Raw genomic sequence first — 25415 nt, forward strand, 5'->3', positions numbered from 1 at the left:
GCATCAGCGGGCGTACGCGCGATTCAGCCATCCCTTGATGAACTTGTTTTTTTCGTTGTTGTCGCGATGTGCCTGATCGGCTTTCGCCGCGACCAGCCGGTAATACGCCGCCAGCTCCGAGCGCAACGCCGCCATCAGCGCGGCCGGGTCGGCGCGCGCGGCTTCGGCCGCGGTGGCGGCCCCTATCACGCCGTCTTCGGTCACGGGCCGGCCGCACGCGCGCAGCGCACGCTGAAGGCATTCGATCGCATGGCCGGCACCCATGTTGACGGCGAGATCGAACGTCTTGGCCGCGGCCGCGGCGGGCAGCCGCGCAAATCCGAATCGCAACCACCATTCACGCCAGTAGATTTCCACCGCCGCGTCGCGGGTGAGGGTCGCGATGTTGAGTCCGGGATGCGATCGCGCTGAAATTCCGAACCTGGTGGCGCCGCCGGGGTCGGCCGGATTCGACGAATAGCCACCCTCGTTGGCGAGCACGCGTTTGACGGCTGTCAGAAATTCAGGGCTGTAGGTGTCAGGAACGCTGCTGGATGGGTCCACGTTTCAATCGCACGGCGATCGGCGCGGACGTTGGCGCGGGGGCGGCAGCCGGGGTTTCGGGAGCGCGATTGAGCGCGAGCACCTTGTACACGTATCGTTCCGTGCATCGGAGTTCGTGGGCGATGCGCGAGATGCTGACGTGGTCGGCACGCATCGCGACGATTCGCACGCGCCGGCGCGCATGAGTGCTGGTGACCGGAATCAACAGGCGATCGCCACCAAACACGCGCGCCATCGCCAGCGCCGCGGGCAGCCCAATCGAGCGCGTGACCAGGTCGCCGGGTGCGGGGGCTACCGGGATGTACAAGCGGCGGCCGCCAAAATCCGCGATCAGCTTGTCGGCGGCGTCGTCACCGATCGAATGACCGATCTGATCGTAGAGCGAGGTCCGCACGGCGGGCGCGAAAGGATTGAAACGCAGCGGCGGCGATGGGGCGCGGTTGAGCGCGGGCATCCGGCTGGGGACGGTGTTCATAAGCGGTACGCGAGGCGAAGATTGGAAGGAATCGAGCCGATTTTACGATCGCGGTCGTAAACCAGGCGCCAAGCGATCTCGCCGTCGTCCTGGGCACAGCTTTGGCACAGGCCGTGGTTGCGAATTGCGTCGGCGTGGGTGGTGGTCGCGTGACACCACAGGCAGGCAACGACGCGATTAGAAACGGCGGGACGAACGAGAGTGGTCGCGGGTTCCATAAATCCTCCGCGCGAGTTGGGGGGTATCGGACAGTGTGACGATGAATCCCGAACTAGGCTAAAAGTGTGTAGTCGGTAAAATCGATCAGTGGCTAGCCATGGGAAGTGAGGGGGCGAAGGCATGGCGCGGCGATAGCGGGAGCGCGAACGCGCTTTTGGGGGCGGAGGATTGGGCTTGAGTTGAGGGTGGTTTGCTTGTGGCAAGATCATGCGCTTTTATGAACTTTATTCCACATTAGGAGATTTATGTCAACAACAGTAGTTGACGCAGCATTCCGCTCGCGGCTGACGCAGGTGATCCATTCTTTCGGCTCGGTGGTCGCGCTGGCGACGGCGATCGGAGTTTCGGACAACGCGATCTACAAATGGTTACGGGGCCTGGGACACCCGAGCGTGGCAAACCTGGTGGCGCTGGCGCGAGCGGGGCGGGTGTCGGTCGAATGGCTGGCGACGGGAGCCGAGGCGGCGCAGAGTGCGCAGGCAATCACGCGCGCAGTTGAACACGGTGACTTCGTCTTCATGCCGCGCAACCGGATTCGATTTTCGAGCGGGCGCGACGGGATACTTCGCAGCGACCAGGTGGTGGATTCGATCGCGTTCCGCGCGGGCTGGGTCAAGCGGCGGCTCAACACGGAGTCGCGCGACTTGATCCTGATCGAGGTAGTCGGCGATTCGATGGCGCCGACGGTCGAGGATTCGGACTTGATACTCGCCGACCTCGCGGAACCGCGCTTCAGACAGGACGGGATCTATCTGTTGCGCCATGACGGCGGGCTTACGGTAAAGCGAATCCAGCGGCGTCCGGACGGAAAGTTTCTGGTGCGGAGCGACAATCCGAAATACGAAGCGATGGTAGTGCCTAATGTGAAAATCATCGGCCGGGTGATTTGGATTGGCGGCTGCGTGTGATCGGCGCGGGGGCGGGAGAAATTCCGGTCGCCGACAGGGACCTCTGCTGAGCGCCGCAATTGCCGTGTCGGGTGCGATGCGCGTGAGGCCGGCCGACGGCTTGCGAAAGACGATCTGAACTTCCTATCTGCCGACCGCGTGACGAACCGTATTGAGTATATAGATGAAGTCGCGCGGCGATCGCACGTCGCCGAGAAGCGCCACGCGCGACAGCATTTCCATCTCGTCGCCCGAGATGTTGTGGATGCGCCTGAGCTGCTCGTTCTTGTGAAAATCTTCCCAAGCCGACTTCGCGTTCGTCTCGGGCTCAGGGCTGAGGATAGCCTGCGCGCGCGGATTGGCGAGGAAAAATAGGTCCCGCCGATCGAGCCCGAGCACTTCGGCAAGCCGTGTCACGATTTTGTCCGACGGGTGGCGTTTGGCCGATTCGAGGTGGCCGATGTACGGAGTTGAAGTCTTGATGCGACGCGCGACCTCTTCCTGGGTCAGGTCGAGCTGTCGGCGGCGCTCACGAAGTACTTGACCGAAACTACGTTCCTTGGTCCGTGTCATCGATGGCGTCCCCTTGAGAAGTACTGCGCGGCGTGGGATCGACCGCGTTCCGAATCAATTGGGTGAGATTTGACGCTGCCAGTTTGTAGCATCGAAACGCCAATGAGGCAAATTCAGCGCTGGAGCCTGCCCTGCTTCGACTTCCTGAAGATCGCCGCCCTGCACCAAGGTGGACCATAAATCCTTTGGATCGCAGAAAACCAGGTCGGACTTGGCCGGGACCACGTACCACGCGCCCCGCATAACTTCGCTGTAGAGCTGATCGCGCAACCACTGAGCCTTTCCTAAAATGACGCGGAGATCGGCGATCCGCGGGTCCTTCAGGATCCCGACGATGGCGTCGTGGCCGGTCGCGACGTAAGTGTCGTCGAAAATTCGCGTCGCGGAGCCGGGCGCCGACGACGCGCGAAAGATCACCGACGCCTCGTCAGGTTCCACCGGTCCGCCCAGGTACATCGTTTCCTGCGTGCCCTTGAGCTGGCGCACTTGCGGGAACATATCCCGAACCCGCACTTTGGCCGGACTGTTTATTATGACGCCGGCAAGCAGCGGCGGCTCCGTGGACGGGAACATCAGGATTACGGCGTGCTGAAATGGCGCCTCGCGCAGATCGCGGGTGGCAACCAGAAAGGAAGGCGTCGTCAGGTCCGTGCTTTGTGCCTTTTGCGCCGTCGCCAAGATCGCAATCACCGCCGTGGATACGACCAGGAGGCCCGCTGCCACCTGTCCATGGAGCTTGCTGCTGAGTCCCCGCATACAGCAACTACATAGCCGCAACTCGAATCGATGTTCAACGGCGGTTGTCGCGACTTTCGCGGCTCGTTGCTAACTGCTCGGATTTACAAGAGAATGAATGGAGCGGGCGACCGGGGTCGAACCGGCGACGTCCAGCTTGGGAAGCTGGCATTCTACCACTGAATTACACCCGCTCTGATGCGAGTCTAGGTAGTGCCCTGCAGAGTGTCAATTGAATCCGCAGTGAACTCGTCGCGAACATCGCCCGCGAATACAAGCGCACTTCGCCATTGACTTCGATCCGCCCCATCGAGCAAAAACCCTCACGTATGGCTCCCCGCCTTCCAGCCAGCGCAGCGCGCGTGTCTCAACGTCCCCTGCATGGAGCCGTTCTTTCGCTCATCGCGGGATGCCTGACTTTCGCGTCTGCCGGATGCTTCCATTTCGCGGCCAAACCCGCTCCCCCGAATCCCGCGGCTGAGCAACAGATCGCGGCCTACGCCGAACAGCAGACTGCGCTTCGAAGAGACGCGAGCCTTCCCAAAGAAGAACTGGATGAGCATTGCGATCAACTTGCCATGGCCACCCCCGGTGTCGAAGAGCTTCGAAATAACCACGGCTCCATCGAGAGCCGCCAATGGACGCTCGTCGCAAATGGCTCTGCGTCGCGATGGGCTTTCGTAAGACCCAAGGATGCCCCCCCTGACGGCTGGGCGCCCAAGCCGGGGATCGGCAGGCTCGATTTCCAACCGCCCCTCGAGCCCGCTCTCACGGCGGGATCCAGTCACTTCCTCGCATACGCTCCGGTCGAGTCCCACAGCCCCGAGGACAGCCAGAAATCTGCCGCCGTGAGGGAATTTTTCGGCGCCGCGCAAGGCGACTTTACGTGGCGCGGACGAAAGTACAGCTACACTCTGACGTCCGGATTGCCTTGCTTTCCAATTCCACAGTAAAAGCCGCGATGACTGAATCGCGAAGGCTGCCGCGCGAATTTTACGCCCGCCCCGTCCTCCTCGTGGCGCGCGAATGCATCGGCAAAGTCCTCGTGCATCGCACTGCCGAGGGCGTGGCGGCCGGCCGAATCGTGGAGGCCGAGGCGTATCGCGGCCCGCTCGATCTTGCAGCGCATAGCGCGCGCGGTCTGACCAGGCGAACCGCCGCCATGTACGGGCCGCCGGGCTACGCATACGTATTTCTGCTCTACGGAATCAGTTGGGCGATGAACCTGGTGACTACCGCCGATGGCGAACCGCACGCAGTACTGATTAGGGCGATCGAGCCGATACGAGGCATCGATTTGATGGCGCGGCGGCGGCGCAAACCGCCGGATTCTCGTGAACTGACTAATGGCCCCGGCAAATTGACTAATGCACTGGCTATTACCGGCGCCGACTATGGGCGGGATTTGTGCGGCGGACGGCTCTATCTGGAACACTCCGAACTTCCGGCCGGGCGAATCGGCCGGTCGCCAAGGATCAACGTCGATTACGCCGGCCATTGGGCATCAAGGCGATGGCGATTTTATGAACGCGGCAACCGCTACGTCTCGGTCGCGCCACGCGACTAGCCGGCCGGAGCATTCTGGAACTCGACTCCGGGAAATTGCACAACGCCGCTGTTTCGCGGTCTACTATCCCGTGATGCCGACGCTCGCGCGAAGCCCTTTCCCGCTCGCAATCATAACCGACTTCGGCTATCGCGACCATTATGCCGGTGCGATGAAGGGCGTCATCGCGTCGATCGCTCCCGGTGCATCCGTGATCGACATCACTCACGGCATCCCCGCACAATCCATCGTGGCCGGAGCGATCGCTTTGCGCGAGAGCTGGCGCTACTTCCCTGCGCGTACGGTTTTCCTTGCGGTCGTCGATCCGGGGGTTGGCACCGCGCGCGCGCCGATTGCGATCGAGACTCGCGCCGGCGCACGCTTCGTCGGACCCGACAACGGCCTGCTTTGGCTCGCCGCGAACCAGGCCGGAATCAAGCGCATCGTGAAACTGACTTCGCCCCGCCATCGTCTTACCAACGTGAGCGCCACCTTCCATGGCCGCGACATCTTCGCGCCTGCCGCGGCGTATCTCTGGCGTGGCGCCTCGATTTCCGCGCTTGGGCCCGCAATCCGCTCGATCGTGCAGCTCGAACTGCCGCGTCCCGTGGATTGGGCGCGCGAGGTGCGCGGTGAAGTGATCTACGTGGACGGCTTCGGCAATCTGGTGAGCAATATCGATCGCCAGGCGGCCGAACAGTTCGGCTCTCGCTTTCGCCACAAATCCCTTTCGGTTAGGATCAAACGCGGCGCGGCAATGCGACTGCTTGATGCTTATGGCGACGCGCCCAAAGGTGTTCCTCTCGCAATATTCGGAAGCTTCGGCCTGCTCGAAGTCGCGGTTCGCGATGGCAACGCTGCCGCGCACTTCGCCGCGGGACCTGGCTCATCGGTGTCGCTGGTCGCGATCGCGGGACGCACTTAATCATGGATGAAATAGTCGCACACAAGGACGCTCCCACGGTCCTTACCGATATTCCGCGCTACACCGCTGCGGTGGAACCGGCCGCTCGCGCGCTCGAGGCTGCGCGAATCCCGCCGCTCAACGTCGCTCTGTTCTTGCTGACCCTGCTGACCACCACCACCGCCGGCGCTTACATGAATGGCGAGGAGGTCCCCTTCGCGCATCCGTTTCTCGCCGTTGCGGCGCTGCGCTCGGGACTCTCGTTCTCGATTCCCCTGATGATGATTCTGTTCGCGCATGAGATGGGACACTACCTGACCTCGCGCTACCACGGCGTCGATGCCTCTCTGCCCTACTTCATCCCGGCTCCGCCGTCGTTCTTCATCATCGGGACCTTCGGTGCATTCATCCGGATGCGAGCGCCTGCGCGCACTCGCCGCGTGATGTTCGACATCGGCGCCGCCGGCCCATGGGCGGGCGTAATGCTCGCGATACCCGCTGTCATCATCGGCCTGTATCTTTCCGACGTGACACCTTTGGACAAATCGGCTGGCGGTCTCGAGCTTGGCAATTCGCTCCTGTTCCTGGGTCTCTCGCGCCTGGTGCTGGGCGTCGATCCTTCGACAGTCAACGTGAATCTCAATCCGATCGCATTCGCAGGATGGCTCGGGCTGTTCGTCACCACGCTGAACCTGCTGCCGGTCGGACAGCTCGACGGCGGTCATGTGATCTACGCGTTGTTCCCGCGCCGTCATCGCACGATCTCGGTGCTGTTCGTTATCTCGTGCGTGCTGATGGTACTGGTGCCGCTCGCGCTCGGGCTGAGTTTCTGGGGCGGCTGGCTGCTGTGGGCGGTGCTGTCGGTCGCGCTCGGATTGGGACATCCGTCCACCATCGATCGCGACACCCCGCTGAACCCGCGCCGCGCTCTCGCGGCATGGCTTACCGTCGCGCTGTTCATCGTCACGTTCAGCCCGGTGCCTCTCGCCTTCGTGCAACCCGAGGCGCCTTTGCAGCCGCAGCAGGATGAACACTCTCAGGAAATAATCCATCACGCGCCGCACTACGACGAGATGCTTCGGCATCTCGGCCGCGTCCGAATCTGAGCGGCATTTGATCGATCTGGATCGAGGGGAACCGCATTGGGATTGACCGACGGCCCGAACAAACCGAATCCCGAGACCAGCTCCCGGCGTCCGAGCTGGGACAATTACTTCATGACGATCACGCGCGAGGTCGCCGAGCGTTCGACCTGCCTGCGCGCCAAGGTCGGCGCCGTAATCGTGCGCGACCGCAGCATCCTGGCGACCGGCTACAACGGCTCGCCGGCAGGATTGCCGCATTGCACCGAGGCCGGATGCCTCATCTACGAATCGCGCACGCCCGACGGAGAAATCGAGCAGAACTGCTATCGGACCATCCACGCCGAGATCAACGCGATCTCGCAAGCGGCTCGCAACGGCGCCGCGATTCGCGACGCCGACATCTACGTCACTCACACGCCCTGCATCCATTGTCTCAAGGTGCTGATCAACACCGGCGTGCGCACCGTGTATTACGCGCGCCCGTACAAGCTCCACACCATCGCCGAGATGCTTAAGCACGCCAGCATCAAGCTCGTCGAGGTCCCTGCCGAGAATCCCGCCCCAGGTGCCGCGTGACCTCGAGCAGCCTTGCCTCAACAACGAAACCCGGTTGCGGAATCTGCGCGATGATCGATCGGATCAAGGCCGGCAGCTTCCGCGATTTTATTGCGGAGCTGAAGAGCTGCTACGTGATCCTCGGCGATCAGCAGCTCTATCGCGGCTATTGCGTGCTGCTCGCAAAGATCCACGCGACCGAACTTTACCTCATGCCCGCCGACGCCTCCCGCCTGCTGTGCGACGAGATGCGCCTGGTCGCGGACGCCATCGCCGCGGTCGTCAAGCCGTGGAAGATGAACTACGAATGCCTGGGCAATTCGGAGCCGCACGTGCATTGGCATCTGTTGCCACGCTACGAAACCGACGAAATGCGGCGCGGACCAATCTGGCTGCGCCCCGAATCCGAACGAAAGGTAATCCTTGACGAAAATGACCGCCGCGCGCTTATCGGATCGATCCGCAGCCAGCTTGCCGCCCGCTTCCACGACGCGCGCATCCCGCCCGGCTAGGAATCCAGCGTCGCCGACGAAAACGAAATTGCCGCGCTCCGCTCTCGCACTCTCGTTCTTCGCGATCCTCATTTCAGGATGCAGGGCTCCGCTCCCCGACCCGACCAGTCCCGCCGCTCTGCTCTACGCCCGTCGATGCGACAATTGCCACAGGCCGTACAATCCCCATGGATTGACGGCGGCGATGTGGGACCTGAAGGTCAAGCTGATGGAACCGAAGATGCAAGCCGCCGGGATGCCGCCGCTGACTTCCGACGAGCGCGCGTCGATACTCGAATACCTCGAAGGCCACGCCGGCACCGAATAACCATACCGCGCGATTGTTCCCCTTCCCCCCGTGGTGCTAAATCCTCATCCACGTCGTCAAGAAACTCGACGCGATGGGCCTGCGACGCTAAATCGCTGGCGGCGAGGTGAGCAAGTCGGTGAAACCAATTCCAATCGGAACCAGCGGAAGTTACGCCAAGACCGTTGCGCCCACCGACCTCGCCAGTCATCTCGACGCGTCGCTCGCCGCCGTCATGTCCACGCCGGCGATGGCCGGGATGATGGAGCTTGCCGCGATGGATGCCATCCGGCCGTTTCTCGACGCGGGCGAAAGTTCGGTCGGCATGTCGATCGAAGTCAATCACAGCGCCGCGACTCCGCCCGGGCATCTGGCTCGCGCCGAAGCTGAAGTCACCAAAGTCGAAGGGCGCCGCCTCGAGTTTTCCGTGCGCGCCTTCGATGAAGTCGAACAAGTCGGCTCGGGGACGCATCGGCGCGCCGTAATCGACGCCGCCAAGTTCAACGATCGGATCAAAGCCAAGCAGAAAAATTAGCTGCGCGCAGGACACGACAATGACTACCGAACTTTTCGACCGCAACGAGGTTTACGTGGGCCGTGATTTCGGCGGCGTGACCATCGACATCACGCCCGATCTGGTCGCGACCTACATCGCCGGCACCGGCGACGACAATCCATGGTACCGCGGCAATTCTCCGCTCGGCGGCTCCATCGCTCCTGCGCTGATTCTCCACAGCGCGGTTTACTACACTCTGGGATGGTATCTGCCGAATATTTACGGCAATCTGCACGCGCGCCAGGAATGGGACGTGTTCGCGCCCGTGATGGTTGGCGAGCGGCTCACGACTCGCTCCGTCATCATCGACCGCTACATCAAGCGCGATCGCGAATACGTGGTGAACGAAGTGCTCGTCGGCAACGCATCGGGACAAATCGTATCGCGCAGCCGTACCCATCAGAGCTTCCTGCTCCCCGACCAGGCCAAACAGGGTTTCGTCGTCGATCGCGCGCGCGAAAAAGATTCGTCACGTTCATTCAAAATCGGCGAGCGCGGCGGCGATCCAATCGGCTCTCCGATGCGCGCAATCGCCGAAGACATGTGCATGGCCTTCTCGGGACCGGCGCGCAACTATCACAACGACAAGCAAAAGGCCGTCGAACTGGGATTCCCGGAAATTGTCGTGCAGGGCATGCTCTCGGTCTGCCTGGTGGCCGAAATGATGACGCGGCGTTTCGGCCTTGGCTTCCTGTACGGCGGCAAGATGGATCTGCGGCTCGTCAATGTGCTGTGGGGCAACGACGTCACCGGGCCGAAAGGATTGATCGTGGAACGACGGCCCGAGGGCCAACGCTCACGCGCCGAAGTCGAAGTGTGGTGCGACAAGGCCGACGGAACCAAAACCGTCGTCGGCAGCGCCAGCGCGATCGAACTGTAATGCCCGCCCGCTCGCGCGCTTGTTCAATCGTGAGCGCGAAGATATTTCTCGCCGCCGCCGTGGCGTCTCTGTTCGCCGCGGGATGCGCGAATCGGTGTGACTACGCGCAGACCAAATGCCGGTACCAATGCAATCGCAACTACCAGGTATGCGAACTACATGGTAACGACGAGTTCTATTGCCGGAATGAAATAGGCAATTGTTGGTCGGCTTGCGAGGCTGACCGCAGCAGTTGTCATTCGTGGCTGTGAGTATTGAATGACTACTGCGCCGCAGTGAGCGCTTCGACGTCCGCTATCGACTTCGGCGTCGCCGCGGTCATCACTTCGTGACCGGCTTGCGTCACCAGCACGTCGTCCTCGATTCGAATCCCCAGGCCGCGGAAACTTTCCGGAACCTCTTCGTCGTCGGGATAGATGTACAATCCCGGCTCGACCGTAAGCACCATCCCGGGCTCGAGCACTCGCGACGCGCCGTCCACCCGGTACAGCCCCACATCATGCACGTCCATGCCGAGCCAATGACCCGTGCGATGCATGTAATAGCGCCGATACGCGCCCGTCTCGATTATCTCCTCGGCCGATCCATGCAGGATTCCGAGCTGACGCATGCCGTCAACCAGCACGCGCAGAGCAACTTCGTGCGGATCGTCGAAATGCGCGCCCGGTTTGATTGCGTCGATCGCCTTGAGCTGCGCGTCGAGCACGATCTCGTACAGACTGCGCTGCAAGCCCGTGAAGCGCGCCCCAATCGGCGATGTGCGCGTGATATCCGCGGCATAAAAGTCGTACTCCGCACCCGCGTCGATCAGCAGCAACTCGCCCGTGTGCATCTCGCGATCGTTGTTGATGTAGTGCAACGTCGCCGCGTTGGGTCCCGACGCGACGATCGACGGATAGCTCGGACCCGTCGCTCCCTCCGAGCGAAACGCGTAATCGATCTCCGCCTCTATCTGCCATTCGCGCATCCCGCCGCGCGCCTTCACCATCGCGCGCTTGTGCGCGTCGGCCGAAATCGCCATCGCGCGCCGCATCGCCTCGAGCTCCGCCGGCTCCTTCTTCACCCGCGCCTCGTGAATAATGTCGCGCGGATCGATTATCGACGACGGCCCCACCCCGGTCCGCGGGCGCATCGTGTGCGCCCACCGAACCAGCTTCAGCACCCGCTCATCCATCTTCTCGTTCAGTCCGAGCGGGTAATGCACGCGTTCACTCTTTTCGAGGTAGCGCGGCAAAATCTTTTCAAGTTCGTCGATGACGTAGGCCTTGTCCGCCCCGTACTCAACGATCGCGCCCTCGACCCCCACGCGCCTGCCGGTCCACGTCTCGCGCTCCTTGTCGCGCGGACGCACGAACATCACGAACTCGCCGTCCGGATGCCCCGGCGAAAGCACCGCCACCGATTCCGGCTCCGCGAATCCTGTCAGGTAGTAGAAGTCGCTGTCTTGCCGATAAACGAACTCGACGTCGCCGGATCGAACCGCCACCGGCATGCTCGGCATGATCGCGGTTGCACCCGGCGAGATCGCCTCCATCATGCGCTTGCGCCGCGCGCGAAAATTGTCGCCGTTCCCGCTAAGCGCCATCGCAATTCATTACGCCACGCAGCCTCCCCTCACGCCAGCCCTCTATGCATCCTAGTACCTTGTTACCCTCGCCCGCTCAGTTGCGGGAGAGGGCACGGCGTCCGCGCCTGGGGTGAGGGTTCTGTGTGCGCTCACGGCAATCCCGCTCGCGGCACTTCCACTTGCGTAATTTCGATTCTTCCATTTCGGCTCGCGCGGCATTTGTCCGGATCGGAATTCGGCGCCGTCGCGACAAACAGCGTCCGCCCGTCGGCGCCGCCGAGCATGCATGCGAACGCGTCCGTCTCCACCTTGATCCGCTCGGCTACCTCGCCGCCCTGCTTCACCCGAATCACTTCCGACATCGTCGGACACGCCACCCAGATTGCATTCTCGGCGTCCAGGCAAATTCCGTCGGGCGGGCTGTTTCCCAGCTCGGCCCACACGCGCCGATTCGTCAGCGAGCCATCCGAGCCGATATCGAACGCCGTCAAGCGGGCGCCGAATGTCTCGCCGGCGATCAGCGTCTTTCCGTCCGGCGTGATCACCATCCCGTTGGGGAACATCAATTCCTCGGCCACGATGCGCGCGATGCCATCCGGCGCGACCATCACCAGCGTCGTCGAGCGCGGCTGCGCGTTGCCGTGCAGATCGAATCCAAAGTTGCCGACGTAGGCGCGCCCGCGCGCATCGACCACCATGTCGTTGCAATCAAACGGCGCCAGCTTGCTCAAATCGGCAACTGTCTTCAGCCCGTCGGGATCGAGGCGCATCAGCTTCCGATCCGTCATCGACACGACGAGCATCCGTCCCTCCGGCGACCATCCAAGTCCCGACGGCCGCGCCGGCACCTCGCAGATGACTTCGCGCTTGCCCGCCATATCGACCGCGAGCACCTGATGCGCGTGCATGTCCGAGAAAAACAATTTCCCGTCGCGCCATCGCGGCCCTTCGGGAAACGCAAGCCCACCTGTCAAAACTTTCAGCGTCCGCATTATGATTCTGAACCTCTAATCCAGCGCGCCCTTCGCCCGCATCGCTTCGACCTCTGCCGCGCTGTAGCCGAGCAATCCCGTCATCACCTCATTAGTATGCTGCCCCAGCACCGGCGCCGCCGTCTTCACTTCGCACGGCGTCCCGCTCATCCGCCACGGGATTCCGCAATGCTGCCGTACCCCGACTTTGGGATGTTCGCGATAGACGAAGTAGCCGCGCTGGTTGAGCTGCGGGTCCTCGGAAAGGTACTTGGCATCGGCGCAGGCTCCCGCCGCGACCCCGGCCGCTTGGATAGCCGTTACGACATCGGCGAGCTTGCGCTTCGCGGTCCACTCACTGACTATTGCTTCGAGCGCGTCTTCATTGCGCTTGCGCGCCGCAAGCGTGGCGAACCTGGAATCGTTGGCCAGTTCGGGTTTGCCTATCGCACGCGCCAGCCGCGCCCATTCGGCGTCGTCCGCGCATATGATCGACACCCATTGATCGACCGTTTGGTCGAGGATTTTCTCAGGCAGATCGAGGCACTTGAAATTCCCGTGCGGCGCCATCTGCGGATCGCGATTGCCAACTCGCTCCGGCTCGCGCCCGTTCATCGTGTACTCGAGAATCCCCTCCGCCAGCAGGTCGATCGCGCATTCCCACTGGCTCATGTCGATATATTGTCCCTCGCCGGTTTTCGCGCGATGGAACAGCGCACTTATGATCGCAAACGCGCCATGCACTCCAGCGTTGGGATCGGCGTAGCTGAAGCCGGCGTGCATCGGCGGAAATCCCTTATAGCCGGTCAGAGCAGACAGCCCCGACAACGGCACCTGCGCCGGCCCGTACGACACGTAATGGCTCTCCGGTCCGGTGTCGCCGTAACCCGACAGAGTAATCATGACGACATTCGGATTGACCTTCTTCACCGCCTCGTAGCCAAATCCCATATTGTCGAGCACGCCCGCCGCGAAGTTGTTGATCACCACGTCGCTCTGCTTGATGAGACGCCACGCCGCTTCCTTCGCCTCGGGATGCTTGAAATTCAACGACAGCGATTTCTTGCCCTGGTTGTATTGATTGAAGTAACCGGACTTGTCGATGCTGTCGAACACGGCGTCGGGCCACGGCGGCAGCATCCGCGTCACGCACGGCCGCGTTTTGGTCTCGATCCTGATCACTTCGGCGCCAAGATGAGCCAGTTGCAGGGTGCAGTATGGTCCCGCCCACACCCAGGTAAAATCGCAAACTCGAATTCCCGACAGAGGAGGCTTGGCCATCGCTAAATCACACCCTTGCGCTTGAGTTCGTCGAGCCGAGCTTGCGAAAGCCCGAGCTGTTTGCCGAATACTTCCGCATTATGCTGTCCCAGCGTCGGCGCTGGCCGCCGAATTGCCCATGGGGTGCGCGCGTACTTCAGCGGCGCGCCCGGATACTTGTGCGTACCGGCAACCGGCTGCGCGATTTCGACGAAAAATCCGCGCGCCTTGAGATGCTCCGAGTTGAGCAGATCGCCCATCGTCGACACCGGCGCAAACGGCACCCGTTTGGCCTGCGCCTTACGATACAAATCCTGCACGGTCTGCTGGCTGACCCATGGTTCAAGCAACACTTTGAGCGCGTCCCAGTTGACCGCGCGCACCAGCCGGTCCTTGAAGATCTCCTCTTCGGCCCATTCGGGATTGCCCATGATCTCCACGAAATTGCGCCACTGATGCTCCTCGATGCAGCACAGAAAGATATAGCCGTCCTTGCACTGCATCGCTGCGACGGGGGCCAGCGGCTTTTGCCCCCACCGCGTCGAGAGCATTTTCATATACGGCCAGTACTCAAACGTCATCTCGAGGATCGAGGCGATCGATTCCTGGATCGAGATCTCGACATGCTGCCCGGCGCCGTCGCGAAGCTGCGCGAACGCCGCCGCCACGGTGGCGGTCGCAGCATGCGCTCCGCCCTGGTATCCCGCCTGCTGTCCCGCGGTTTTCAGCGGTGGCAACGCCGGAAACTGCGGGGCGCCGTTGAGCACGCAGACACCGCCCGCGCACCAGATGGTCAAATCCTCGGCGCGGTAGTTGCGATACGGACCCGTCAGTCCGAACGGCAGGATCGACGTCATGATCAACTTCGGATTCGTGCGACGCATCCGCTCGTAGGTGAGCCCGACGCGATCCATCTCGGGCGGCGTGACGTTGTGAACCAGGATGTCGGCATCCGCCGCCAGCTTCTCCAGAATCTCGAAGCCGTCGGGCTGCGTGATGTCGAGTGTGACGCCGCGTTTGTTGGTGTTGAGATAGAGGAACAGTCCGCTCTTCTCGGGATTTGGGACATCGCCGGGAAACGGCCCGCGCGTGCGCGCGCGATCCCCGGCGCCGGGCCGCTCGATCTTGACGACCTCGGCGCCCATGTCCGCCAGCATCTTGCTGCAATACGGCGCCGACACCATCTCGCCCACTTCAACAATCTTTAAACTGCTTAACGCTCCCGCCATCGATACTCCATCTATACGAGATTGCTAAATTCTACTCCGGAAAAACCTGCCGGAACGGCTTCACCTCGACGCGTTCGAACACGCCGCCGGTCGTGTACGGATCGCTATTGGCAAACGCAATCGCTTCGGCCTCACTCTCCATATCCACGATGATAAGACTGCCGCTGCCGTCGGTGAATGGCCCCGCGATCTTCACCTTGCCGGCTCGATCCAGCGGCCGGAGATTGTCGAGATGAGCCGGCCTTACTCGCGGCCGGATGGCAGCGCCGCCGGGTCCGTCATGGCCGATAATCACGAACAGCATCGCATCGTCCTTCTGAAGAAATACGCCGGAATAAGCCCGTGATAATTAGCACGGCGCGGCTGCGCGGGCAAAATCAGCAGGGGTGACCCCTGCACCCAACATCAAAACAAAGATGGGGGCGGAGGCAGGAAAACAAAAGGGAGAACTTAATTGTATGCGAAACCCACCATGGGTTTCGCGCATCCTTGGGCAGGGGTAACCCCTGCCCCTTAGTATTAAGAAAATTGCGGTCTCAGTCTCATTCGAGGCCAAAACGGAGGGACCCAGCCACCTCACGAGCACCGCATTCCAGCGACATAGACATAATAGATATAATTTACAATCACCGTTTCAATTGTGCTCTGTCGTGGTAAAACTGACACTGGCGCACGCCAGGACTGGACCACTTGCCCACCCAGGTGTCTGCGGCGTTACGGTCAGGTAGAAATATCCCACCAATGCGGTCGGCAAATTGGCCGTAATTCCGTTGAATGGAAACACAGAGGAGCCACCATTGGGAACCAGAAGCCACTGCGTTTCGGTATGGTAGTCAGATTGCATCCAAAGGTCCATCTGCAAATACACCGGCTCAACGGTTAGATTGGCTATCACAAGGTCGCCGGTCACCGAGTAATTCCAAAGGTCCCCTTCGTACTCCTCAATGATGGACTCCACTCCGTTGTCATAGAAGGCGTCATCCCAGACGACCACCTGCGACTCGTTATTCGGGAGCGGGTAATTCGGACCCAAATCGTTCTCGTCTGCGTCATAGCAATCCCCGCTGTAGCCGCCTTGATTGGTAATCCAAGTGGGGGGAGTTTGCGCGCGCACGGGTGCGAAAGAGGCGCAAACTAAAAGCAGTGCGAGCAAGAATCTGGCTACCAATTTCATATTTCCTGATCCTTGTTTTATCGTAGCGTGCGTGCTTGATCAAACCTCCGGCGGAGTTCCCCAGGTTGTAAGCGACCACGCTGACACGTGCCGGCTTGCGGATGTGTGACTCAGCATGAAAACAACGCTCATGCTCGAATCTAAGCTCATCAGAGAAACTAATGGAGACCACATCGTGAATAACTCATTGAAAACCACCCCCTTCCTTCTTAGCATTGGGTAAAGGGGTCACCCCTGCAAACCCACGGTGGGGTTCACTTTCTTCAAAGGCTACACCTAGGTTCCTTCCATCCCTGCCTACACCCGATCCTTATCCAGCGACGAGTTCCACTTGCGCGACGTGCGGCCTTCCCATCCGCGCTTGTGATAAGCGTAGCCCACGATCAGCGGCACCGCGATCGTCGCCTCGCAATACACCATCTGCTCGTAAGTCGTATCGACCTTGCCCCAGCTGCTGGCCTCTTTGAGCGTGCTGCCCGAGAGCGCGCCATCGCGCACGTCGGCCACGGTGATCTGAACCGCGTACTTATGCATCGGCACGTCATGCCCCAGTACCTCGGCAGCGACCACGATATCCTGCGCGAAATTTTTCGGCACTCCGCCGCCAATCATGAACAGCCCGGTGGTTTCGTTCTTCACCTTGAGCCGCGTCAACTCGTAAAAATCCTTGGCGCTGTCGAGCGAAACCTTGGGTTTGCCGTGCCGCGCCGCCTGATGCGCCACCAGCCCGAAGCCGGCAGAGCAGTCGCTGAAGGCAGGGCAGAAAATCGGCACCTCCTCGCGATACGCCTCGAGCACGATACTGGCGCCGGTCTTCGCGCCCGTCTCGGCCAGGTACTTGCCCATCTCGGCGACGAATTCGCGCGACGAATACGGCCGCGGCTCGAGGCGGTCGGCGATTTTCTGGGTCGTCTCGTCGCACACGCGCAGTTCGTCTTCGTCTATAAGCGTGTCGTAGATACGATCGATATGCAGTCCGCGCAGCTTGTCGTCGTCGAGCCCGTACTTGAACCGGTCTTCGGCCATCCAATGCCTGAAACCGAGCGCCTCGAAGAAATCCTGATCGACGATGTTCGCGCCGGTGCTCACGATCGCATCGACCATGTGGTTGCGAATCATGTCGGCGAAGACGCGCTTGAGCCCGGCGCTGATGAGCGAACCCGCCAGGCACAGGATTATGCCGCAGTCGCGATCGCGCAGCATCCGATCGTAAATCGTCGCCGCGCGATGCAAGTCGCGGGCGCTGTACGCCATTTGCCCCATCGCCTCGACGATCGGCACCACGCTTTCGCGCGTGATATCGATGTGTTCGATCGGCCGTTTAAGAAATTCCGACTTGATGCTCATTGCTATGCCCCGTGATGTGCCGAATTCCTGGCCGATAGTACGCAACGGCCGGGTTGTACGTTACTTCAGCGGACCGATTCCGCCCAGCCCCGTCCAGTAGAGCATGAAGGATAGCGTACCGAGCGCGATCAAGAACGCGAACGCCAGGATATCCGCGACGGTCACCGGGTAATCGATAAACGTCGTCGGCTCGTGGCTGAATCCGAAACCGCGCGCTTCCAGAGCCATCGCCATGTTGTTGGCCTTGCGCAGCGCGCCCATAAAAACCGGAATCACCACCGGCACGTAGCGCCGCACGCGCTCCAGCGGCCCGCCCTGGTTGAAATCGTAGCCGCGCAGCCGCTGCGCATCGACGATCGTCACGGCAGAGTCGATAAACAGCGGCACCAGCCGAAATGACAGCGAGATCGCGAACCCCACGCGATACGGCACCCGCATTCGTTGTAGTCCGTAGGTGAACTCCTCGATCTTGGTGGTCGAAAGAAACAGCACCGATGCCGCCAGCAGCTCCGCGAGCTTGATGCCGCGCCCGATGCCGAATATCAGCGACAACCTGCTGACGTGAAAAATCGGCACGTTCACCAGCACCGCACCGCGCCGGTAGAAAACCATCCACGCAATCGTCGTGCTGAAAACCAGAATCGCGAAGAACCATCGCAGGCGGTAGAAGTTCGGCCACGAATCGGTAAGCTGCGCGATCCACAGCATGACCAATCCGACCGGCGCGAGCGCTAAAGGATTGTCCACCCAGTACACCGACCAGAACATGATGAAGAGCGCGAACACCTTGACCGTGGGATGCAGCCGATGAACAAACGTGCCGCGATCGATGTACAGATAAATCGGCATCAGGCGCGCCCCTTGACCCACGCGACGAATTCGTCGGTCGTCAGCGCCAGCGTCCCGAAGCGGCGGCTCAACTCGGTGATTTCCGGCGCCCGGAATGACGACGACCGCAGCAGTTCGTCCTGCATGAAAAACTCGCGCACGCCGCCGTCGAAAATCTTGGCGCCTTTGCGCAGCAGCACGACGCGCCGCGCATACTCCGCGACCAGCCACGGCGTATGGGTGATGATCACGATCGCGATTCCGGCGCGGTTGAGGTCCCGCACCAGCGCCATCATCCGAAGCTGCTCGCGATGGTCCAGGCCGGTGGTCGGTTCGTCGAGAATCAACATCCGCGGCCTGAGCACGAGCACGCTCGCAACCGCCAGCCGCTGGCGCTCGCCCTTGCTGAGCAGGAACGGGTCGCTCTGGCGCTCGTTCTGAAGGCCGACCGCCTCGAGCGCTTCGTCGCATCGACGCCGAATCTCGTCATCCGCCAAGCCGAAGTTGCGCGGGCCGAACGCGACTTCCTCCTGGACCGTGGCGGCGAAAATCTGATGGTCTGGATTCTGGAAAACGTACGCGACTTCGCGCGCCGTCTCGGCCGGCCGCATCTGCGCGCGGTCCTTGCCTTCGATTATCACGCGGCCCGTGGCCGGCTGGAGCAGACCGACGATTTGCTTGGCCAAAGTGGTTTTGCCGGAGCCGTTCTGCCCGACTATCGCGATGAAGTCGCCGGCTTCGACTCTGAGATCGATCGAATCGAGCACCCGCGGCCCGTCCGCATAGCTGAAGGTCACATCCTCGATTGCCATGAATGCGGAGCCGATCGAGGCGTTTTCGGCAATCGTCGGGTGTTCGGGTGCGCGGGAATCGGCGAGGTTGTCAACTAAAGTTGCGGTGAGATGCGGGTAGGCGCGCACGATCGCGTCGTAAGCATGCGCGACGCTTTCCGGTTGAGCGTCGATTCCGAGCAGTTTGAGCGCGTGGCCCAGTCCGGGCGGACGCACGCCGCATCCCATGAGCAGGTCGGTGCGCGCGAACACCTCGGAAGGCGGACCGTCGGCGGCGATTTCCCCCTCGCGCAATACCATTATCCGATCGGCGGCGCGCAGTTCCTCGGACTCATGCTCGATAACGATCAGGCTCAAGCCTTGCGCGCGCAGCTTGGCGATCAACTCGAAGACTTCCGCCCTGCCCTCGGGATCGAGATCGGTGGTCGGCTCGTCGAGCACGATAACCGACGGCCGCAACGCCAGCACCGACGCGATCGCAAGGCGCTGCTTCTCGCCGCCCGACAGCGACATCGGATCGCGATGGTCGAAGCCGCGCAGCCCAACGGCCTCCAGCGCGGGAATGATTCGCCTATCCATCTCGGCGCGGTCCATGCCGACCTGTTCCATCGCGAACGCGACTTCGTGCGCGACGTTGGTCGAAAACAATTGCGACTCGAAATCCTGAAAGACCATCCCCACTTTCGGCGCGACGTCGCAGACGCGAAGATGCTCAAGCGGCTCGCCTGCAATGCGGACCGTGCCGCGAAAATCGCCGTCCTCGAACTCCGGGATGATGCGATTAAGGCATTTCGCGAGCGTGGACTTGCCCGCTCCCGACGCGCCCATCACGCCGATCATCTCACCGGCGGACTGCACGAAGCTTACCGCTCGAAGCGCGGGACGCTCGGCGCCGTGATAGGTGAAGGTTACGCCCTGGACCGACACTGCGTGCTGATTAGGATTCACTGAAAAAACTGAAAATATTTGCCCGTCGATTTTCACATCATGAACAGGCCCGCGAACGCCAACAGGATAAACGGGCCGACGATTATCAAGACCGGCTTGTCGTACGGGGCGACAATCATCCACGCGGGCAGAAACTTCGGCGCCCAATACCCGGTCGAAAGCAAATTCCCAAAAATCCAGGCGCCGCCTTCGCCCGCTATCAGCAGCGCGAAACCGGAGGCTCGAATTCCCACCGGCTTCAGTTTCACCTCCGGCATCACGTCCGTGTAAAGCATCCGGCCCTTTTTGACCCGCGGATAGACCGCCGCGAGGATGAACGGCGAGAGCACGAGGGCAGACACCATATTGTTGAAGATGATCACGTTGCCGAGCATCGCGAACGGCCTGATGACGAGCACGTTGTCAGCCCATCCGACCAGGTCGGCGCACAGCACGCTCGCGGCCAGGCATGCGATGACATACTTGAGAATTCCAAGCGGCGAGCGGCTGATAGGACTTTGGCCGCGGCCGATCAATTCCCAGACTTTGTACGGAATCCACCCGTAGGCCAGGTTCGCGAAGAATCCGAAAATATCGCCCGGCGACACGCCGCCGAAAAAATCGCCAATCATGTTTCCGATCGCCGAACCCCAGGCGGCCGCGGGACCGAACAGGAACGAGCAGACAACTGGAATCGCGTTGGCGGGGCGAAGTTCGGTGACGCCGGGAATCAGCGGGACGACCTTGAACGGCACCAACACCGCTGCGTAGAGGGCCGCCGAGATCGCGCATAGCACGACCATCCGCGTGTTGCGCCACATCAGGCGAAGATCGCTCATCGCGGCACGCGCGATACGATGCGCGCGCGGCGCATGCCTGCTATACGAATGAAATGATCGACAGCCACGTTCATCTCGACGCTGACCAGTATCCCGACCCTTCCGGCGCAATCAAGCGGGCGCTGGATGCGGGAGTATCGGCGATGGTCGTGCCGGGGGTTGGGCCCGCGTCGAATCGCAGAGTGCTCGAACTAGCAAGGAAATATCCGGGTGTCATTTTCCCGGCATTAGGATTTCATCCCGAGCAGTTTGAACATAGCGAACATGACGCGCTCGAGGCGCTCGAAACGATCGCGCGTGAGCGCGACTCGATTTGCGCCGTCGGCGAAGTCGGACTGCCATGGTACGGCCCAGGCGCGGGAGATGCGGGCGTGCGGGACGCTGCGAAACTGATGCTCGCACGCTTTGCGAAAGCCGCCGCCGCGATGGATCTGGCGCTGATACTGCATGCGCCGCACCGATGCGCCGCCGAGGCGCTCGCGATAATTGGCGAGGCTGGAGTGACGCGCGCGGTCTTTCATTGGCATAAGTCCGACGAACAGACCACGCGCGCGATCATCAACGCCGGATACTTTATTTCGCTGACCCCCGAGGTCGCCTACCGGGAGCGCGATCGCGATCTCGCCCGGATGTTGCCTTCGAACAGGATACTTGCCGAGACCGACGGACCGTGGCCGTACGGCGGCCAGTTCGCGGGGCGGTTGACCGAACCAGCGATGATCAAGGATGTGGTCGCCGCGATTGCGCATCTGCGGTGCACTACGTTCGAGGAAATCGCCGGATTGACGACGGCCAACGCGCGCGCGCTGTTTCGAATCAGAGAGTAACCACCGTTTTTGCGCATTCACCGGGATCGAGGAATTAATTGTCCGTGAAATCTGCGTTGGCAGCAGATACAATACCGTCCCTATGCCGATCTACGAATATCGTTGCGAGAAGTGCCGCCGGACGACCAGCGTCCTGACCACGCGCGTCAGCGAAAAGGTTGACGCGGTTTGCGCGCATTGCGGCGGAAAGAAAATGCGCCGCCTGATGTCGCGATTCGCGATGCCGCGCAGCGAGGAATCGCGAATGGAGTCGCTCGCCGATCCGTCGAAGATGGGCGACATCGACGAGAACGATCCCAAGAGCGTCGCGCGGATGATGAAGCGGATGGGCAAGGAGATGGGCGACGAGTTCAACGGCCCGGAATTCGACGAAGCGGTCGAGGAATTGGAGAGCGGTGGTGATTTGGGCGATGACGGATCGGGCGAGGATGACCTGTAATTACCCTCCATTCATTAAGCTCTGGATTCTCGTCGATTTCAGGATCGTCGTTCGTTTGATGACCGCCTGCTTACCATTAGTCCGCTTCGAGCATCACAATCGCCGCCGCTGCCATCCCGTCGCCGCGGCCTAGCGCGCCGATTCCCTCGGGGCTCGACGCTTTCACGTTGACGCGCGATCGATCCGCGCCGAGTGCGGTGGCGAGCCGCTCGCGCATCGCATCGAGATACGGCTTCAGCTTCGGCGCTTCGGCGAAAATCGTCAGGTCGGCGTTGCCCAGCCGCCATCCGAGATCGAGCGCGAGCTTCCAGACGGCAGCCAGCAGCGCGATCGAGTCGGCGTCTTTGTAGCGCGGATCGCTGTCGGGAAAATGCCGGCCAAGGTCGCCCGCGCCGATCGCGCCGAGGATCGCGTTGGCGAGCGCATGCGCCGCGACGTCGGCGTCCGAATGGCCGCGGAGTCCCTTGTCGTGCTTGATTTCGACGCCGCCCAGCACGAGCCGGCGGCCCGCTTCGAGCCGATGAAAATCGAATCCGTTGCCTATGCGATAACGCGTCGCCATTGCTCTAACCCTCGCGCGGGGATGACTCCGACGAGCGCATCATTTGCACTGCGCCCGGCTGCGTTGACAATCGCTATTTCAGCCGCCAAGCTTTTCCCATCGCCCCGTCAGGAGGATCGCCCGCGATGCCCGCATTTGCCAAGAACCCTAAATTCATCATCGGCACGATCGTGGTCCTGTGGGTGGCGTTCGTCATTTACGCAAACTTTCAGATGGAGATGGTCACGTTTTACCTGCTGCCTTTCAACATACTGAAACTCCAGGTCAGGCTCTCGGCGGTGATAATCGGCGCCGCGATTTTCGGGGCCGTCGCGACGATGGTGATTCATTGGCTATGGCGGTCACCCTCGAAGAGTTCATCGGCCGCAACCGCGCCGCCGTCGCCGCCAGCCCCCAAGAGCAGCACGGTCGCCTGAGCGCCGGCCTTTAACAGAGTTTCGGTTGACGGGCCGACGAGCAAACCGTCAGCGCGCGAGAGCGAGCTTAAAATCCCCGAGCCCTGGCTGCCGGTGGGAGTTGCGAGCCAGCCTCGAGCGTCGCGCTCGATTTTAACTCGCACAAACTCGGTGACGTCCTTGCCGACCGTGATATCGACGGCGCATCGCGCTCGGATGCGCGGCAGACCGACGCGCCGCATCCCACTCATCTTGAGGATCGCGGGGCGCGCATACAGGTAGAAGCAGACCAGAGTGGAAACGGGATTGCCCGGCAGGCCGAATATCGGGCGGTAGCCGACGGCGCCGAATTTGAGCGGACGCCCCGGTCTTTGCGCGACGCCGTGAAAAAGCTGGCGCATCCCGAGTTCGTCGAGCGCACCTGCGACGTGATCGAACTGGCCCACCGAGACGCCGCCGGTCGATAGCACCACGTCGAAGGTCATGGCCTCGGCCAGCCGCTCGCGAATCTCGCGCGCGTCGTCGCGCGCCACTTTGAGGATGACGGCCTCGGCGCCGGCCTCGCGAATCGCGCCGGCAAGCGCGTACGCGCTCGAATTGACAACCTGCGCGCCGACCGGCGATTGATCGACGTCCACGAGTTCGTCGCCGGTAGCAACGATCGCGACGCGCGGGCGGCGAATGACTTCGACCATCGCGCGATTCACCGACGCCAGCATCCCAAGATCCGCCGGCTTAAGCGTCTTGCCCGCCGACATTACGAGATCGCCGAGACGCAAATCCTCGCCGCGCGGCCGGATGGAAGCGCCTTTCTCGACGGGGACGAGAAACTCGACCACAGCGCCGCTGCCGCGCGTCCGTTCGACCGGAACGATCGCGTCTGCGCCCTCGGCGATCGGCGCGCCGGTCATCGTGCGAGCCGCCTCGCCCGCGCTGACGCGGCGGGTCGGCATCTTGCCGGCGCCCACGGTCTCGACGACGGTCAGCTTGACGGGGCTGGCCTCCGACGCCTTGGCAAGATCGGCGGCGCGCACTGCGTAACCGTCCATCGCGGAGTTGTCGAAGCCGGGGATGTCGCGCGGCGAGCTGATATCCTGGGCGAGCACGCGGCGAGCCGCCTCGACGATTGGAATCCGCTCGACGCCGAGCGGAGCTACATTTTCGAGTACGATTTGCAGGGCCTGGTCGGCGCTAATCATGCGGAAAAAAGGATACGCCGCTTCGGGTCACGAATGAACCGGCGACCGGCCAATGCCGCTTTAGAGCAATGAACCGGCGACCGGCCAATGCCCGTCTGGAGCAAGGAGCGAACAGAGCCTGAAAAACTAGAATTCGACGTGCTCCGCGCTGGCGTGGGTATCCACGGGAACGCGGACGCTGTACGACTGCTCGTAGGGAGGAATGACGTCGCGCAGCAAGGCCGGGTTGAGCTCATGCAGGCGCTGGAGGGTCGTCCCGTGATTGAGGGCGACCCGGCTCAGAGGAGTGCCGCCGCGAACCGGCAGCATCTGATACGCCGGCGGATCGTCGAGCTTGACGGGGGTGATTCCGTAGCTATCGGCATGATGCGCGATATACGCGACGGCCATGAAACGTCCCAGCAGCCCACGGGTTCGCCGCGGCAGCCGGTTGCCGAACTTTTCGATGTTGGGGCCGCGCAACGACCAATAACGATCGATCGCCTTATCGCCGTTGTTCCACGCGACCAGCGTCATCGGCCAATCGTCACCGGCCTCGTCGTGCAAGGTCGCCAGATACTCAGCCGCCGCCCTGGTGGACATTACGGGGTCGCGGCGCTCATCGACGTAGCGGTCGATATGGAGGCCGAAGCGCTTGGCGGTGTCGTAATTGAACTGCCACGGACCCCTGCCGCGCTTGGAAAATTCGCTTTCAGCGAAAGCCAGGTACACCAAGTCGTCGGGAAGGCCATAGCTTCTCAGTACCCGGACCATATCAGGCAGGTAGGGGTGGCTGCGGTCGAAGGTATCCTGCAGATGGTCGGGAGAATTCAGAAAATCCGAGACATAGCGACGAACTGACCGATTAAGGAGAATCGGGAACGGCGGAACCGCCTCAGGCAGCGGAAGCACGTACGGCGACGCAATCGGCTGGGCGCCGGCTTCCGCAGGAGTCTCGAGTTCAAAACCGGTGCTTTGTCCGACCAGGCTCGGAGGTGGGGTGTACACCCCTGGCGGAGCCTCGGACCCGTCAAATTCGTCGGCGAGTGCACGAGTGGGTGCCCATCCAGCGACAATCAAGGCCACCATCAGGGCAACAAACACTCGATAGATAGACTTCGTTCTAATCATTCTCCCCCGACAAGATTGACCCCAACGGTACCGACCGATACGACCAAGATCAACCGATCGGCAGTGGACAAACTATTAAAAAGCCTAATCCTTGAGAAGCGGTTTTTTAATTATGCTTGGAAATGCTCACGAATCTTGGCGCTCAGACGCAGGAATATATTCGCCACGTCTAATGTTTAGCCGGTTAAGTCCGT

Annotated in this window: 31 protein-coding genes and 1 tRNA gene; 13 read left to right on the plus strand and 19 right to left on the minus strand. The window is 61.7% G+C overall.

All coding sequences use genetic code 11. From position 1 onward, the window contains the following. Positions 1-3 precede the first annotated feature (3 nt). From ABR989_RS01060 to ABR989_RS01070, 3 genes are read right to left on the minus strand one after another with little or no spacing between them, the layout of a single operon-like run. Positions 4-543, minus strand: coding sequence for a glycoside hydrolase family 108 protein (locus ABR989_RS01060; RefSeq protein WP_428125168.1), 540 nt, complete (start codon positions 541-543; stop codon positions 4-6). Then, positions 518-1018, minus strand: coding sequence for a helix-turn-helix domain-containing protein (locus ABR989_RS01065; protein ID WP_428125169.1), 501 nt, complete (start codon positions 1016-1018; stop codon positions 518-520). The genes ABR989_RS01060 and ABR989_RS01065 overlap by 26 nt, the downstream gene beginning before the upstream one ends. Beyond that, on the minus strand, positions 1015-1236 hold the full coding sequence (locus ABR989_RS01070; protein WP_428125170.1) for a hypothetical protein: 222 nt from the start codon (positions 1234-1236) through the stop codon (positions 1015-1017). The genes ABR989_RS01065 and ABR989_RS01070 overlap by 4 nt, the downstream gene beginning before the upstream one ends. Before the next feature lie 246 nt (positions 1237-1482). Here ABR989_RS01070 and ABR989_RS01075 point away from each other — a divergent pair, with 246 nt between their 5' ends. Beyond that, positions 1483-2145, plus strand: coding sequence for an XRE family transcriptional regulator (locus ABR989_RS01075; protein ID WP_428125172.1), 663 nt, complete (start codon positions 1483-1485; stop codon positions 2143-2145). 123 nt (positions 2146-2268) lie between these two features. On the opposite strand, the gene ABR989_RS01080 is transcribed toward ABR989_RS01075, so the two are convergent. The 3 genes from ABR989_RS01080 to ABR989_RS01090 all read right to left on the minus strand — a co-directional run bounded on the left by ABR989_RS01080 (position 2269) and on the right by ABR989_RS01090 (position 3626). Next, positions 2269-2697, minus strand: coding sequence for a helix-turn-helix domain-containing protein (locus ABR989_RS01080; RefSeq protein ID WP_428125173.1), 429 nt, complete (start codon positions 2695-2697; stop codon positions 2269-2271). 54 nt (positions 2698-2751) lie between these two features. Further along, positions 2752-3420, minus strand: coding sequence for a YqgE/AlgH family protein (locus tag ABR989_RS01085; protein WP_428125175.1), 669 nt, complete (start codon positions 3418-3420; stop codon positions 2752-2754). Between the two features lie 131 nt (positions 3421-3551). Then, positions 3552-3626, minus strand: a tRNA-Gly gene (locus ABR989_RS01090). A gap of 168 nt (positions 3627-3794) precedes the next feature. Between ABR989_RS01090 and ABR989_RS01095 the strand changes: the two genes are divergently transcribed. From ABR989_RS01095 to ABR989_RS01135, 9 genes are all read left to right on the plus strand, one after another. Continuing rightward, positions 3795-4385, plus strand: coding sequence for a hypothetical protein (locus ABR989_RS01095; RefSeq protein WP_428125177.1), 591 nt, complete (start codon positions 3795-3797; stop codon positions 4383-4385). An 8-nt stretch (positions 4386-4393) separates the two neighbouring features. Beyond that, positions 4394-4999 carry a DNA-3-methyladenine glycosylase gene (locus tag ABR989_RS01100; protein WP_428125178.1) on the plus strand — a complete coding sequence of 202 codons (606 nt, stop codon included), beginning with the start codon at positions 4394-4396 and terminating at the stop codon, positions 4997-4999. A gap of 73 nt (positions 5000-5072) precedes the next feature. Continuing rightward, positions 5073-5903: an SAM hydrolase/SAM-dependent halogenase family protein gene (locus ABR989_RS01105; RefSeq protein ID WP_428125179.1), complete on the plus strand. Its 831-nt coding sequence runs from the start codon at positions 5073-5075 to the stop codon at positions 5901-5903. A gap of 2 nt (positions 5904-5905) precedes the next feature. After that, the gene (locus tag ABR989_RS01110) at positions 5906-6988 is read left to right on the plus strand and encodes a site-2 protease family protein (protein ID WP_428125180.1); all 1083 of its coding nucleotides are present in this window, start codon (positions 5906-5908) and stop codon (positions 6986-6988) included. Positions 6989-7024: 36 nt separating this feature from the next. Continuing rightward, on the plus strand, positions 7025-7543 hold the full coding sequence (locus tag ABR989_RS01115) for a deoxycytidylate deaminase (protein ID WP_428125182.1): 519 nt from the start codon (positions 7025-7027) through the stop codon (positions 7541-7543). 50 nt (positions 7544-7593) lie between these two features. Beyond that, the gene (locus ABR989_RS01120) at positions 7594-8034 is read left to right on the plus strand and encodes an HIT family protein (protein WP_428125183.1); all 441 of its coding nucleotides are present in this window, start codon (positions 7594-7596) and stop codon (positions 8032-8034) included. Positions 8035-8062: 28 nt separating this feature from the next. Next, positions 8063-8341 (plus strand): hypothetical protein, encoded by a 279-nt coding sequence (locus ABR989_RS01125; protein WP_428125185.1) that lies wholly within the window; start codon positions 8063-8065, stop codon positions 8339-8341. A gap of 118 nt (positions 8342-8459) precedes the next feature. Next, positions 8460-8855 carry a thioesterase family protein gene (locus tag ABR989_RS01130; RefSeq protein WP_428125187.1) on the plus strand — a complete coding sequence of 132 codons (396 nt, stop codon included), beginning with the start codon at positions 8460-8462 and terminating at the stop codon, positions 8853-8855. A gap of 19 nt (positions 8856-8874) precedes the next feature. Then, the gene (locus tag ABR989_RS01135; protein ID WP_428125189.1) at positions 8875-9756 is read left to right on the plus strand and encodes an FAS1-like dehydratase domain-containing protein; all 882 of its coding nucleotides are present in this window, start codon (positions 8875-8877) and stop codon (positions 9754-9756) included. 262 nt (positions 9757-10018) lie between these two features. Here the strand turns inward: ABR989_RS01135 and ABR989_RS01140 are convergent, their stop codons facing one another. The 10 genes from ABR989_RS01140 to ABR989_RS01185 all read right to left on the minus strand — a co-directional run bounded on the left by ABR989_RS01140 (position 10019) and on the right by ABR989_RS01185 (position 20689). Then, the gene (locus ABR989_RS01140; RefSeq protein ID WP_428125190.1) at positions 10019-11341 is read right to left on the minus strand and encodes an aminopeptidase P N-terminal domain-containing protein; all 1323 of its coding nucleotides are present in this window, start codon (positions 11339-11341) and stop codon (positions 10019-10021) included. A gap of 131 nt (positions 11342-11472) precedes the next feature. Beyond that, complete coding sequence (locus ABR989_RS01145; protein WP_428125192.1) at positions 11473-12315, minus strand: SMP-30/gluconolactonase/LRE family protein; 843 nt, start codon at positions 12313-12315, stop codon at positions 11473-11475. Between the two features lie 15 nt (positions 12316-12330). Then, complete coding sequence (locus tag ABR989_RS01150) at positions 12331-13575, minus strand: CaiB/BaiF CoA transferase family protein (RefSeq protein ID WP_428125193.1); 1245 nt, start codon at positions 13573-13575, stop codon at positions 12331-12333. A 2-nt stretch (positions 13576-13577) separates the two neighbouring features. Further along, on the minus strand, positions 13578-14783 hold the full coding sequence (locus ABR989_RS01155; protein WP_428125194.1) for a CaiB/BaiF CoA transferase family protein: 1206 nt from the start codon (positions 14781-14783) through the stop codon (positions 13578-13580). 31 nt (positions 14784-14814) lie between these two features. Beyond that, on the minus strand, positions 14815-15087 hold the full coding sequence (locus ABR989_RS01160; RefSeq protein WP_428125196.1) for a YciI family protein: 273 nt from the start codon (positions 15085-15087) through the stop codon (positions 14815-14817). A gap of 330 nt (positions 15088-15417) precedes the next feature. Beyond that, positions 15418-15957 (minus strand): hypothetical protein, encoded by a 540-nt coding sequence (locus tag ABR989_RS01165; RefSeq protein WP_428125197.1) that lies wholly within the window; start codon positions 15955-15957, stop codon positions 15418-15420. Between the two features lie 297 nt (positions 15958-16254). After that, complete coding sequence (locus tag ABR989_RS01170) at positions 16255-17304, minus strand: 1,9-bis(guanidino)-5-aza-nonane synthase (RefSeq protein WP_428125198.1); 1050 nt, start codon at positions 17302-17304, stop codon at positions 16255-16257. A 60-nt stretch (positions 17305-17364) separates the two neighbouring features. Continuing rightward, positions 17365-18153, minus strand: coding sequence for an energy-coupling factor transporter transmembrane component T family protein (locus ABR989_RS01175; protein WP_428125200.1), 789 nt, complete (start codon positions 18151-18153; stop codon positions 17365-17367). Next, entirely contained in the window at positions 18153-19871 is a 1719-nt protein-coding gene (locus tag ABR989_RS01180) for an ABC transporter ATP-binding protein (protein ID WP_428125201.1), read from the minus strand. The genes ABR989_RS01175 and ABR989_RS01180 overlap by 1 nt, the downstream gene beginning before the upstream one ends. A 32-nt stretch (positions 19872-19903) precedes the next feature. Continuing rightward, positions 19904-20689, minus strand: a complete 786-nt coding sequence (locus ABR989_RS01185; protein WP_428125202.1) for a QueT transporter family protein — start codon at positions 20687-20689, stop codon at positions 19904-19906. Positions 20690-20742: 53 nt separating this feature from the next. Here ABR989_RS01185 and ABR989_RS01190 point away from each other — a divergent pair, with 53 nt between their 5' ends. Continuing rightward, on the plus strand, positions 20743-21516 hold the full coding sequence (locus tag ABR989_RS01190) for a TatD family hydrolase (protein ID WP_428125204.1): 774 nt from the start codon (positions 20743-20745) through the stop codon (positions 21514-21516). Between the two features lie 82 nt (positions 21517-21598). Next, the gene (locus ABR989_RS01195; protein ID WP_428125205.1) at positions 21599-21955 is read left to right on the plus strand and encodes an FmdB family zinc ribbon protein; all 357 of its coding nucleotides are present in this window, start codon (positions 21599-21601) and stop codon (positions 21953-21955) included. 76 nt (positions 21956-22031) lie between these two features. Here the strand turns inward: ABR989_RS01195 and ispF are convergent, their stop codons facing one another. Then, complete coding sequence (gene ispF / locus ABR989_RS01200; protein ID WP_428125206.1) at positions 22032-22517, minus strand: 2-C-methyl-D-erythritol 2,4-cyclodiphosphate synthase; 486 nt, start codon at positions 22515-22517, stop codon at positions 22032-22034. A gap of 125 nt (positions 22518-22642) precedes the next feature. On the opposite strand from ispF, the gene ABR989_RS01205 reads away from it, so the two are divergent. Next, on the plus strand, positions 22643-22933 hold the full coding sequence (locus tag ABR989_RS01205) for a hypothetical protein (protein WP_428125208.1): 291 nt from the start codon (positions 22643-22645) through the stop codon (positions 22931-22933). Here ABR989_RS01205 and ABR989_RS01210 read toward each other — a convergent pair. After that, positions 22843-24111, minus strand: coding sequence for a molybdopterin molybdotransferase MoeA (locus ABR989_RS01210; RefSeq protein WP_428125209.1), 1269 nt, complete (start codon positions 24109-24111; stop codon positions 22843-22845). The two genes, ABR989_RS01205 and ABR989_RS01210, sit on opposite strands and share 91 nt — an antisense overlap. Before the next feature lie 126 nt (positions 24112-24237). Next, positions 24238-25221, minus strand: a complete 984-nt coding sequence (locus ABR989_RS01215) for a lytic transglycosylase domain-containing protein (RefSeq protein WP_428125210.1) — start codon at positions 25219-25221, stop codon at positions 24238-24240. Between the last annotated feature and the right edge of the window lie 194 nt (positions 25222-25415).

Origin of the sequence: Binatus soli (SeqCode), from assembly GCF_050015535.1 — a bacterium.
GTDB lineage: Bacteria > Desulfobacterota > Binatia > Binatales > Binataceae > Binatus > Binatus soli.